The sequence below is a fragment of the Arthrobacter sp. I3 genome (assembly GCF_000520575.1).
Taxonomy (GTDB): domain Bacteria; phylum Actinomycetota; class Actinomycetes; order Actinomycetales; family Micrococcaceae; genus Arthrobacter; species Arthrobacter humicola_A.
Window position 1 is genome coordinate 45,658 of the sequence record NZ_KI914923.1, and the last position, 12,262, is coordinate 57,919.

The following is a 12,262-nucleotide window of genomic DNA, read 5'->3' on the forward strand; positions in this document are numbered from 1 at the left end:
CCAGTCGAGGAGCTGAAAGTGCTGCCGCCGGTGCAGCCGGTGGGCACCATCATCGCCGCGGGGGCGAACTACCGTGAGCACGTCCTGCAGATGAGCGTGGCCCACAAGCTCGGCAAGGAAGGGGCCGATGCGGCGCAACTGGCCGCTGATGCGGCAGCCGAAATCGATGAGCGCGGCCGCTCGGGCGACCCCTACGTCTGGACCGGGATCCCCTCGGCGGTCTGCGGCGCCTACGATGACGTGAAGTTGCCGGATGTCGGCGGAAACGTCGACTGGGAACTGGAGCTTGGCGTGGTCATCGGCCGCAGGGCGCACCGGGTCGCGGCCGAAGACGCTTTCGACTACGTGGCCGGGTATACGATCGTCAACGACATCACGGCGCGCACGCTCGTACCGCGCAACGACATCGCGATGATGGGCACCGACTGGTTCCGGGCGAAGAATCAGCCGACGTTCTTTCCCACCGGCCCCTACGTGGTGCCGAAGCGGTTCGTCCCGGATCCGGCGAAGCTCCGGATCCGCTTGAGCCTCAACGGCACGCTGATGCAGGATGCCTTGGCCGATGACCTGCTCTTCGACATCCCGAGCCTGATCGCCTACGCCTCCTCGGTGGCCGTGCTGCTGCCAGGGGATGTACTCATCACCGGTTCGCCGGCGGGCAACGGTTCGCATTGGGGCCGTTTCCTGAGGGACGACGACGTGATGGAGGCGGAAATCTCTGGTCTCGGCATCCAGCGTTCAACGGTCCGTGGGCCCAGCGGGCAGTTGCCTCCCTGGTATGTGGATCGCCCCGACGCGGTCGCCGCGGCCGGCGGGGCCGCCCCGTGATCCTGCGGCAAAGCCACTTCGTTCCGCCGGTGTCCTATCTGCTGGCGGCCGAGCTGGGATTTCTGCGAGACGTTGAGGTGGTGCCCACCCGGACGCCCTCGAGCGCGGAGCAGCTGCGGGCCCTGCTTGCCGGGGAGCATGACATGGTGGTCACGGCTATCGACAACCTGTTCGAATGGACCCGGGCCGGCGCCGACTTGCGCCTGGTTGCCCAGGTCGAGCAGACCACGCCACTGGGCATCTATGCAGGCGGTGACGTGGAATCCCTCGCGGACCTGGCCGGGTGCCGGTTCGCCGTGGACGCCCCCGACAACGGTTTCGCGCTCATCGCCAAGCACCTGCTACGGGACGCCGGCGTCGAGGTCGACTACGTGGTGGTGGGCGGCGTTCGCGAACGCTTGGACGCGCTGCTCGGCGGCCAAGTGGACGCGACCCTGCTCGGGCCGCCGTTCGACAAACTGGCCGAAAAGGCCGGGATGCGGCGCGTGGTGGACGTCAATGCCCTGCTGCCGGAACTGCCGGGCCAAGGCTTGGTGGTCCGCGCCGAGCTTCTCGCTTCCGCAGAGCTGGAACGCTACCTGGGCGCTTTGGTGCGCGGGGTGGCGGCCGGAGAGTCGATGACCGACGCGGAGGGAATCGAGTTGCTTGAACGCTGCGGCTACCAGGCGGCGGCCACGGCGGCCTGGGGCGCGCGCGCCCGCACGCTTGCGGTGGATGAGCGCGGACTTGGACTGCTGACCGCGATCCGTCGAAGCCTGGGCATACTTCCGCCGGACATCGGTCTGGAGGAGATCTGCGACGGCGAACCACTCCTGAGGGCCACCCGGGCCGCCACGGTCGGCAACTGAGCGTCACCCCACGAACTTGTCTATTGCAACCCCATCTACCAAATGCGATACTGTACGTATCGTATGTTTGATCTCCAAAGGAGCACCCATGAAACTGGGACGTATAGCAGTGCCCACGCCCGACGGCGAACAGATTCGACTCGTCGCGGCCCAGCCGGAGCAGAGCCGGGTTATTGACCTTGCCCGCGCCTACGCCCTGACGCTGCAACGCAAGGGTGCCGAGCCCGAACGCGCCCGGGCACTCGCCCTGGCGGTTCTTCCCGGAAGCCTGGCAGCGGGAATCGGCGGAGGCGCCGTATTCCTGGACGCCGCACACGATGCGCTTGCCGCGGCCGACGACGCTTCGTACGGCATCGACGAGGTCTCGTGGCGCGCGGCGGTCGACGCCCCGGTCATCCGCGACGGGCTGACCTTCGAGCAGCACATCCAGAACTTCCACCGCATTGTCGCCAAGGCCCAGCCGGCACGCTCCATCTACGATCGTCCGGGGTATTTCAAGGGCACTACTGCCATGTCCTACGGCCACAACCAGGTCCTGCCCTACCCCGACTTCACCGAAGCCCTCGACTGGGAACTCGAGGTCGGCTACGTCGTGGGCAAGTCCGGAAGCGACCTGACCCCGGACACGGCGCTGGACCACCTCTTTGGCATCACCGTCTTCAACGACTTCAGCGCACGCGATATCCAAGGCGCGGAAATGGCGATCGGCATGGGCCCGCAAAAGTGCAAGGACTTCGGCTACGGCATCGGCCCCTGGGTCACCACGATGGACGAAATTGACTCCATCGAGGGACTGCGCGGCCAGGTCCGCGTCAACGGCGAGGTGCTCTCGGACACCAAGGTCGAGGACTTCGTATACACCCCCGCCGAACTGCTGGCCTACGTCTCGATCTCCGACCGCCTGCAGCCGGGCGACCTCATCGGCTCCGGCACCATGGGCTTCGGCGCCGGCGTCGAGATCGGCAAATTCCTGAAACCCGGCGACGTCATTGAGCTGGAACTCGAGGGCGTCGGCACGCTGCGCACCCCGATCTCCACGGAACGCCAAAAGGCCCCCTGGTGGCCCGAGCCCCGTACCTACCCGCACGAAGAATGGGTGGTCTGATGACCCGCCCCCCAGTTCGCCGCATCGTCACCGGGCACGACGATCAGGGACGCGCCATCATCCTCTCGGACGGGGCCGCGCCCAACCACTGGTCCTCGGACATAATCCCCGGATTTGGTGCCACCGTGCCCTGGCTGACCGCAGCCGGACCCATCGACCACGTCAGCGACGCCGACCCGGCCACGGCCGACGCCGAGATTCCCAGCTTCCCCGCCGCCGGCGAGACGATCCTGCGCATTGCCGACTTCCCGCCGGACTCCGTCTATCCGGATGAGGCGGGCTCGGTGATCTTCAGCGAGCTCGACGGGCATGACGAGGCCGAAGCGGGTGCCGAGCACAGCGGATCGAAGCACTTCTGGTTCCACCGCACCGACTCGCTGGACTACGCCGTCGTCCTCGAGGGTGAAATCACGTTGCTGGTCGATGAGGGTGAGGCGACCATGCGCGCCGGCGATGTGGCCGTGCAACGCGCCACCAGCCACGCGTGGTCCAACCGTACCGACACCACGGCCCGGGTCCTTTTCGTACTGATCGGGACCGAGCCCCTCACTGCGGCCCAGATCGCCGAGCGGCGCAGGGAGGCTTCCCGGCCCTTGGAGACCGCATGATCACCGACGCCCATGCCGCTGACGGCGAGATGATCTGGCAACCCGAACCGGAGGACAGCGCGGAGACCGGCGTCGGACGTTTCGCCGCCTTCCTGGACGGGCAGGACATCGACGTCGGTGCGGGCTACGACGAGCTCTGGCAGTGGTCGGTGGATGAGCCCGAGCAGTTCTGGGAACTCTTTGCCCGGTTTGCGGGAGTCGAGTTCGGCGGGACGCCAGGGCCCGTCTGCACCAACGACGCCATGCCGCACACGCGCTGGTTCCCGGGACGCACCCTCAATTACGCCCGGCACCTGCTGCAGGGCCACGAGGGCACCGCACTGATCGGCATTGCCGAGGACGGGACGCGCGAGGAGGTCACTTGGGACGCGCTGCGGCGCGAGGTGGCTTCCCTGGCCGCGCACCTTCGGACCCGCGGCGTGAGGCACGGGGACCGGGTCGTGGCGATCCTTCCGAATGTTGCCGAGGCCGTCGTCGGGCTGCTCGCCGCCGCCTCGATCGGTGCCGTGTGGTCCGTCTGCGCCCCGGAGTTCGGCCCGGGTGCGATCGTTTCGCGGTTCGCCCAGCTCGGTCCAAAGGTCGTCATCGCCGCCCCGGGCTACATGCTTGGCGGGAAGGACCGGGACCGCCGCGCGGAGCTGGGGGAGATCTTCGCTCAACTTCCCACCCTCGAGCACATCATCTGGGTGGGGCGGCATACATGTGTCCCGAGTGTCCCAACCCGGGTTCCGGCCGTGGACTGGGCCCAGGCCGTGGCCGAACCGGCGGAGCTCGTCTTCGAGGACGTCGAGTTCAGCCACCCGCTGTGGGTCCTGTTCTCCTCAGGGACAACGGGCATTCCCAAGGGCATCGTGCACGGGCACGGCGGGGCGCTGCTTGAGGAAATGAAGATGCTCCTCATCCACTCCGACCTGCGGCCCGGGGACCGCTATCTCAACGTGGCCTCTACGAGCTGGGTGCTGTGGAACGCGCTCGTCTCCGCACTGGGGGTGGGGGCGACGGCGGTACTCGTCGACGGAAACCCCACCTTCCCGTCGATCGACCGGGTGTGGCAGATTGCCGCAGCCGAGCAGGTCGCGGTCCTCGGTGTGGGTGCGGGATTTGTACATGCCTGCGCGAAGGCGGCTCTGGTACCGATGCGCGACCACGACCTGGACGCCCTGAATTCCCTTCAGGTCACTGGATCGCCGCTTTCGGCCGACGGTTATCGCTGGGTCTACGGCAATGTGGGTGACATCTGGTTGAGTTCGATGAGTGGTGGCACCGACATCGCCTCCATCTTCGTGGGAGGATCCCCGACATTGCCGGTCCATGTCGGCTACATCCAGGCTCCGGCCCTCGGAGTGCGCGTGGAGTCGTGGGATGAAGCCGGCAATCCCACCCGGGGCAAGGGCGAACTGGTAGTGACCAGGGCAATGCCCTCGATGCCGCTGAGCTTCTGGGGAGACGATGGCAGCAGGTACCACGAGAGCTACTTCGCGATGTACCCAGGGGTGTGGCGGCACGGGGACTACATCGAGTTCACTCACCGGGGCATCCTCATCCACGGCCGTTCCGACTCGACCCTCAACCGCAACGGGCTGCGGCTCGGTTCGGCAGACATCTACACGGTGGTCGAATCGCTGCCGGAAGTCGCCGAGGCGCTGGTGGTCGGTGCCGAACTGGGCACTGACTACTACATGCCGCTGTTCGTCCATTTGGCCGACGGCGCCAACCCGGACGTGACCCAAGAGGCGATCACAAGATCAATCCGTGAGAACCTCTCCGTCCGATACCTGCCCGACGAGATTGTCTTCATGCCCGGAATTCCGCATACCCGCACCGGAAAGAAGCTGGAAGTCCCCATCAAACGGCTTCTGCAAGGAGCGCGGTTGGAAACGGTCGCGGATCTCGGGTCGGTGGATGATCCCGTGCTGTTGGAAGAATATGCCCGGTTTGCCCTTGAACGGCAGACGATATCACCGTAGGCGGTACGGCTACCGGCTTCCGACAGGTTCGGCCCGCCGTAATGGGTGATGGGCGCCGGGACGTATCGAGGATAAAACATCCAGCGACTCAACGGCTGGCTAAATACGGCTCACCCCGTCAAAGGAGAGACATTGGGAACCATGCCAACAGCAACACCTGTCAGTCAAAAAACCGCGGGCGCCATCGGTCACAGCTTCACTCTGATCCGGGGCGAGGTTGGAGAGACGGCAGACTGCATCAATGAACAGGAACTTGCTCACCTGGCCACCCATCTCACCACCGTTAACCGGGTGTTCGTCGCAGGGGCAGGCCGCAGTGGACTGGTTCTCAGGATGGCCGCTATGCGGCTGATGCATCTCGGCCTCACGGTCCACATCGCAGGGGACACCACCACTCCTGCAATCCGCGCCGGGGATCTGCTGGTGGTGGCCTCTGGATCAGGAACAACCTCAAGCGTGGTGAAGGCGGCAGAAACTGCGGCAAAGGCCGGTGCAAAGGTGGCCGCATTCACTGCCAACACAAACTCCCCACTGGCCGCAGTATCCGACATGCGCGTGGTTATCCCGGCCCCGCAGAAAACCGACCATCAATCGGGTGCGTCTCGGCAATATTCCGGAAGCCTCTTCGAACAGGTGCTATTCCTCGCCACCGAAGCGGTGTTCCAAGCCCTCTGGGAGGAAACCAGCATTTCTTCCGAACAGCTCTGGACCCGGCACGCCAATCTCGAATAGCAGGACTCAGGATGGCGACGATGGAGGCGACGACTGATGCATCGGAAACACCCGTCAACAACGCACCCCTGAATTCCTTTTGCTCAACATTTCCTAAAGAAAGAGCCGATCATGAAACTCCAAGTTGCAATGGACCTCCTCACCGTCGAAGACGCCCTCGAATTGGCCGCCAAAGTAGCCGAATACGTGGACATCATCGAACTCGGAACACCCCTGATAAAGGCTGCAGGCCTCTCCGCTGTCACCGCCATCAAGAATGCCCACCCCGACAAGATTGTTTTCGCTGACATGAAGACCATGGACGCCGGAGAATTGGAGGCCGACATCGCCTTCAAAGCCGGCGCCGACCTGGTATCAGTCTTGGGCAGTGCAGACGACTCGACCATCGCCGGCGCCGTGAAAGCCGCCCGCGCGCACGGCAAAGGCATCGTTGTGGACCTCATTGGGGTATCCAATAAAGTCTCCCGTGCCAAGGAAGCGCGTGCCCTTGGCGCCAAGTTCGTGGAATTCCACGCCGGCCTTGATGAGCAGTCACAGCCCGGCTATGACCTCAAGGGGCTCCTGGCCGCCGGCGAAGAAGCGCGCGTCCCCTTCTCAGTAGCCGGAGGAGTAGACCTCTCGACGATCAACGCTGTCCAGCGGGCAGGGGCGGATGTGGCCGTAGCGGGCGGCTCAATCTACGGAGCCGCGGATCCCAGCCTGGCCGCCAAAGAACTGAAGGCCGCCATCATCTGACGCTTCCTTTCCATCACCTGCGGCGGCCGCACGTGCNCAAGGGGCTCCTGGCCGCCGCATCCAATCCACTCACAAGGAACCGGAGGGACAAAAAGTGAGTATGCGATGAATGCTGGAGCCACGCTCAGCCACGGCCCACCCAGCGGCCCATCCACCAATGGGAATACCTGAGCCCAGGCGACGGCGTCGAGGTGTGTCTGGGGGATCTCCAGTACGCCGGATGGGTAGACGCGGTCGGAGACCGCGGGCATCTGATTTGGGTGATCGAGAACGGAACGGCTGACCGCCGGCTGTTCCTGCGCGGGGATGGCGTCACACTATGTCCCATCTGACGTTACTCCCCAACCCGACTCCGACCAGATCCGCGGTACACGATCAAAGCCCTTCCCTCCCGGATTATTCGGATGAGTGGCGCGAGGTGTCCACTGCTGACCCAAATCTTGTCGACAAGTTACTGAACGAGGCTGAGTCGTCGCTCGTCGAAGTGGCTCTGAACCGCCGGCCCTCCGGCATTTTGGTCACCCGCCATCACGCAGGCCGGTACGTCGTAGAACTCAGTGAAGAAGTGCCGTTCGGGGAATCCCGGGAGCGGTCCGCCTGGTAAGAGAGCGTTCCTGCTTCCGGAACTACGTGGTCATTATCCAGGCGTCCACTCGAGAGCCAGCACGCAACGCAGCCTGATCCTAGGAGCAGACCGGCGAGCACTGTTGGGGCCCAGAAGAAACCGCACCTTCGGGCTGATAGCCGCCAGCCAGAACCTCGGCGCCCTTGACGCAGCGCGGGGGAGCAGATGGGCCGGCAGGCAACTGGCGGGCCACCGACACCCACGCCCGCCCAGGCAGGATCAGGAATTCACTGTTGAGTCCGTTCAGGAATGGGGCGGGCGCCGACCCTTGCTCTTGATTCTTCTGACGCCCGGCGGTCGCTATTCGGGTTCAATGGCGTCGAGGACCTCGACTGCATATTGGATGACAGCCAGTGCCCGGGCAGTCAGCATCGTTTCTTTTGGCCAGACCGCAACGACGGAGGTCTGGCCGGCGCGGGGGCGAAGGTGCCGGGTCACGAGTCCCTTGCCCTCGCTGGAAACCGAGATTTGATTGGGCCGCGACATCAAGAGGCTGTAGCCGAGCCCCCGCCCGACCATCGCCCGGACAAGATCGATTTGCGGGACTACTGCACCCACGTTTGGCTTGAGCCCACGCTGAGCGAACATCAACTTCGTATATTCCGTGCTGGGGGCCGTGTTGAGCATGATGAGTGGCTTGGTCGCCAGATCAGCGAGATCCACGTCGTCTTCTTCAGCAAGTGAATCGTTGGCCCCCAGAACGGCCATGACTTCGGTCTTGTAGATGACCCTGCGCTCCACGTCCGCTGGCAAGCTAATGTCGTAGACGATGGCCGTGTCCAGGGTTCCATCTTCAAGTGCCGGCAACAGGTCGGCGTGGTCTCCTACCGTGATGCTGATTTCGACTTTGGGGTGCAGGCTTGCCATGCCTTCAAGCACGGCGGGCAGGACGTTGCTTGCCAGGCCCGTATAGCAGCCCAGCGACATCGGCCCCTTCAGCTCGCCGCGGATCTCACCCAATCCGTCTGCCAGTGCGCTGGCCTCGCGAAGCAGTTCCCCGGCCCGCTTCGCGAAGTGGCGCCCAGTCGGCGTCAGGTGCATGCCCCGGGCCTTCCTCCGGATGCACAGTTGTTCCCCCAACGCTGCCTCCAGCTCGCTGATGGCATGCGAGAGCGCGGATTCGGAGATGTGGAGCTGTTGCGCCGCGGATCCCAGGGTGGTGTGTTCCGGCAGTGCGGCGAAGAGTTCGAGCTGGCGAAACGTGAATTTCGGCACGAATATCACTTCTCCTAAAGAATCGAAATACTTCCACTGATATTCGCAGTTTACTAGAGAAAGATTGCCTGTGACACTGATTACACAAGGAAGTGCCAGTAGGACCGGCTACACAACGACGTGCCAGTAGGAGTAAGACAACAATGACGACACAAGCCGCACAGTGCCCCTACCACGGGAACTCGGAGACCCGAAGCGATGACGCGGCCTCAGTGACCGGCAGCAGCGATCAAGCTCGCACCACCGCTTCGCAGGACGCCGCCGACTACGCCGTGGCTGACTGGGTTGACGTGGCTGAACTTGCATCGGATCCCTACCCGACCTATGCCCGGCTGCGGGCAGAGTCGCCGGTCGCCTGGGTTCCGCAGGTTAACAAGTTCCTCGTCACCAACTACGCCGGCTGCCACACGGTGGAACAGGATCAGGAGATCTTCACCGCCAACGTTTCCGGCGCCACGATGACCCGGGCCATCGGTGCCCAGCCGATGCTGCGCAAGGATGATCCGGAGCATTCAGTAGACCGGGCACCGGTAAATCCTGTGCTTCGTCCCAAGTCCATCAAGGAAGTCTGGGGCCCGGTCTTTGAGCGCAACGCCGAAACCTACCTTGAGAATGTCGCCGAGCTTGGCCCAGAGGAGGCGGACCTGAACCGGGACTATGCCGCCCCTGTGGCCTCGCAGAACCTCATCGACCTGCTGGGGCTGAAGGATGTATCAGTGGAGCAGGTCCGCCGTTGGTCCCACGACTTCATCGCGGGCATGGGCAACGTCCTGGACGATCAGTCGATCTGGGACCGGTGTGACGCTTCGACCGCGGAGGCCGATGCTTTACTCAAGGAACTGATCCCCTACTACCGGCAGAATCCGGATGCCTCGATGGTGTCCGCGTTCGCAAACAGCGGGCTGCCAACATCCAACGTTGCAGCGAATGTCAAGCTGACCATCTCCGGCGGAATGAACGAGCCCCAACACATGGTCACCAACATGGTCTGGGCCCTCAGCAGCCACCACGAACAGCGGGCGCAGGTCCTCGCCGACCCCTCGTTGTGGGCGTCCGTGTTTGACGAAGCCGTCAGGTGGCAATCACCGATCGGCATGTACCCGCGCCAAACGACGCGGGAAACCGTCCTCGAAGGGGTCCGGATCCCCGCCGGCGCCGGGATCGGCGTGGTCGTTGCATCCGCCAACCACGACGCCGCCCACTTCGGCGCCTCTGCAGCAGACTTTGATATCCACCGGCCAAAGCGCCCCCACCTCGCTTTCGGCAGCGGCGTCCACCTCTGCGCCGGGCACTGGGCCGCAAAGACCTCCATCGGTCAGATTGCCGTACCGATGGCCTACAAGCGCTTCCCAGGGCTTCGTGTAGACGAGCGGCGGAATGAAAGCTGGGACGGCTGGGTCTTCCGCGGCCTGACCAGCCTTCCCGTCACCTGGAACTGAGAGCACCCCGAATACAAGGAGCAACGATGCCCACCGTCACCTACACCCAGCCAAACGGCACCCAGCAAACCCTCCAGGTCGAGGAAGGCACAACACTGATGCGCGCCGCCGTCAGCAACGGCATTGACGGCATCATCGGCGAATGCGGAGGGCAGGCCATGTGCGCCACATGCCACGTCTACGTGCGGCCGGAATATGCCGAGGCGTTGCCCGAGATCAGCGACGACGAAGACGAAATGCTCGACTGCGCCACCGCGGAGCGGATGGACAGCTCACGGCTGGGCTGCCAGATCAAAATCGACGCAGAACTCACAGGGATTGTCGTCGACATCCCTGCCGGCCAACTCTAGAAGCGGGGCAATGACATGAGCGTTGTCGTCATTGGCGGCGGACAGGCCGGCCTACAGGTCGCCGATACATTGCGGACCGAGGGGTACGGGGGCGAGATCCATGTGATCGCCGAGGAATCCGGACTGCCCTACCAGCGCCCGCCGCTGTCCAAGGACTACCTGGCCCCGGGCCAGGAGCCGGCTCCCTTGCCGCTGCGCGGAGCTTCCTTTTTCGTGGACAAGGACGTCACCCTCCATGAAGGCGCCCGGGCACTCGCCATCGACCGGGCGGAACGGAAGGTCAAGCTCACCAAAGGTTCACTCGACTACGACCACCTCGTCTTCGCGACCGGTGCCCGAAACAGGAGGCTGAACTGCCCGGGCGCATCCCTGTCCGGCATCCATGGACTGAAAACCCTGTCAGATGCAGAAGCGCTGCACACGGCGCTGCCCACCGCCCGCAATATCGTCATCATCGGTGCCGGATTCATCGGACTGGAATTCGCCGCCGCCGCCCTGGCCCATGGATGCGACGTGACCGTACTGGAATTCGCGCCTCGCCCGATGGGACGTGCACTGACCCCCGTCATGGGTGAGTGGTTCGCGGCCGCCCACCGTTCACAAGGCGTCGACCTGCGCCTCGGCGAAGGCATTGACCGCTTCGAGCCCGGCGCGGATGGCCGCGTCGGAGCCGCAGTGTCCACCGCAGGGGCTTCCTATCCTGCTGATCTGGTCCTCGTGGGCATCGGCGTTCAGCCCAACGACACCCTGGCCTCGGACGCCGGCCTCGAAACCAGCAACGGCATCGTTGTCGATGAAACGCTGCGCACAGCGGACCCTGCCGTTCTGGCGATCGGCGACTGCGCCAGTTTCCCCAGCGCACACGCCCAGGTCCGTCTGCGTCTGGAGTCGGTCCAGAATGCCACCGATCAGGCCCGTCATGCCGCACGCACGGTCCTAGGGGCTAACCACCCGTACACGGAGCTGCCTTGGTTCTGGTCCACACAGGGCCCATACCGGCTGCAGATGGCAGGGCTCGCACGACCCGATGACGACACGCTGGTCCTGGGTGATCAGGCGGCAGCTAAGTTCTCCGTCCTCTGCTTCAGGGACGGCGTCCTCACGGCTGTGGAATCGGTCAACGCGCCCGCGGACCATATGGCCGCCCGCAAACTACTCGCCGCCGGCACGGGCATCACCCGCGACCAGGCAGAAACCGAGGGGTTCACCCTGAAGGCTGTCGCAAGCACCCCGTTAGTCCCAGTAGTCGCCTGACAGGGATTACCTGTCTCCGCCCCCGACAAATCCCCGTGATCATGGTGATCATGGTGATCATCCCGATTTCAAGGGAGACGAATTTTGTCAGCACAAAGAAGTGCCGTATCCCTGCGTGCCGGGATACGGTGTGCAGGCTCAGGGCGCTGGAAGCGATGAAATTGGGGTGTGTACATTGTGCACATTTTGGGCTTCGCATCGGGGCGTATGTGGGTCGGTTCGGGCCGGATTCCGCATGTTACCGGGAGTTCCCAGTGTTTGTGGGGGAGGGAATGCAGTTCGAGTCCCACCTCGGGCACGTGTTTTCCCTGTTCAGGGGCTTGTGGGCTTCTGAATGTGTACAAATCTCCTTTATGGGCCCCTGTGGGGCCCATTTTTGTTGGCGGCGGCTGGTCTGGCGGCTCCTTCCCTGGACTTGGACAGCGGTGCTGCTTGCTCCTTCATGGGCGGGAGCGCTTGGAACTGCATGACCTGCTGCGACTTGGGATCACTCGGGCCTCCCGTCTTGCTGTTTGTGTCGGACCTGGTCGGCCTTGTGCCTATTCGTGTCCCGGAC

General features: G+C 64.1%; 12 protein-coding genes. 11 read left to right on the forward strand and 1 reads right to left on the reverse strand.

The genetic code is table 11. The features are described 5' to 3' along the window. The 8 genes from Y706_RS24910 to Y706_RS0110650 form a co-directional block, all read left to right on the forward strand. The coding region (locus Y706_RS24910; RefSeq protein WP_084476067.1) for a fumarylacetoacetate hydrolase family protein at nt 1-828 on the forward strand (828 nt) is incomplete at its 5' end. Further along, a complete protein-coding gene (locus tag Y706_RS27460; RefSeq protein WP_052355056.1) occupies nt 825-1,676 on the forward strand; it encodes an ABC transporter substrate-binding protein in 852 nt (283 codons plus the stop codon). The genes Y706_RS24910 and Y706_RS27460, both read left to right, overlap by 4 nt. 88 nt (nt 1,677-1,764) lie before the next feature. Next, nucleotides 1,765-2,781, forward strand: coding sequence for a fumarylacetoacetate hydrolase family protein (locus Y706_RS0110625; RefSeq protein WP_028276573.1), 1,017 nt, complete (start codon nt 1,765-1,767; stop codon nt 2,779-2,781). Then, on the forward strand, nt 2,781-3,389 hold the full coding sequence (locus Y706_RS24920; protein ID WP_043435967.1) for a cupin domain-containing protein: 609 nt from the start codon (nt 2,781-2,783) through the stop codon (nt 3,387-3,389). Before Y706_RS0110625 ends, Y706_RS24920 begins: the two co-directional genes overlap by 1 nt. Beyond that, nucleotides 3,386-5,356: an acetoacetate--CoA ligase gene (locus tag Y706_RS0110635; protein ID WP_028276574.1), complete on the forward strand. Its 1,971-nt coding sequence runs from the start codon at nt 3,386-3,388 to the stop codon at nt 5,354-5,356. Before Y706_RS24920 ends, Y706_RS0110635 begins: the two co-directional genes overlap by 4 nt. A gap of 141 nt (nt 5,357-5,497) precedes the next feature. Next, entirely contained in the window at nt 5,498-6,088 is a 591-nt protein-coding gene (gene hxlB / locus Y706_RS0110640) for a 6-phospho-3-hexuloisomerase (RefSeq protein WP_028276575.1), read from the forward strand. 111 nt (nt 6,089-6,199) lie between these two features. Then, a complete protein-coding gene (gene hxlA, locus Y706_RS0110645; protein ID WP_028276576.1) occupies nt 6,200-6,823 on the forward strand; it encodes a 3-hexulose-6-phosphate synthase in 624 nt (207 codons plus the stop codon). Between the two features lie 418 nt (nt 6,824-7,241). Then, entirely contained in the window at nt 7,242-7,427 is a 186-nt protein-coding gene (locus tag Y706_RS0110650) for a hypothetical protein (protein WP_028276577.1), read from the forward strand. Between the two features lie 321 nt (nt 7,428-7,748). On the opposite strand, the gene Y706_RS0110655 is transcribed toward Y706_RS0110650, so the two are convergent. After that, nucleotides 7,749-8,663, reverse strand: a complete 915-nt coding sequence (locus Y706_RS0110655; RefSeq protein WP_028276578.1) for a LysR substrate-binding domain-containing protein — start codon at nt 8,661-8,663, stop codon at nt 7,749-7,751. 143 nt (nt 8,664-8,806) lie between these two features. Here Y706_RS0110655 and Y706_RS0110660 point away from each other — a divergent pair, with 143 nt between their 5' ends. From Y706_RS0110660 to Y706_RS0110670, 3 genes are read left to right on the forward strand one after another with little or no spacing between them, the layout of a single operon-like run. After that, nucleotides 8,807-10,102, forward strand: a complete 1,296-nt coding sequence (locus tag Y706_RS0110660; RefSeq protein ID WP_156945116.1) for a cytochrome P450 — start codon at nt 8,807-8,809, stop codon at nt 10,100-10,102. A gap of 26 nt (nt 10,103-10,128) precedes the next feature. Beyond that, nucleotides 10,129-10,452, forward strand: a complete 324-nt coding sequence (locus Y706_RS0110665) for a 2Fe-2S iron-sulfur cluster-binding protein (RefSeq protein WP_028276580.1) — start codon at nt 10,129-10,131, stop codon at nt 10,450-10,452. A 15-nt stretch (nt 10,453-10,467) separates the two neighbouring features. Next, nucleotides 10,468-11,706, forward strand: coding sequence for an NAD(P)/FAD-dependent oxidoreductase (locus Y706_RS0110670; RefSeq protein ID WP_028276581.1), 1,239 nt, complete (start codon nt 10,468-10,470; stop codon nt 11,704-11,706). Nucleotides 11,707-12,262: the final 556 nt, after the last annotated feature.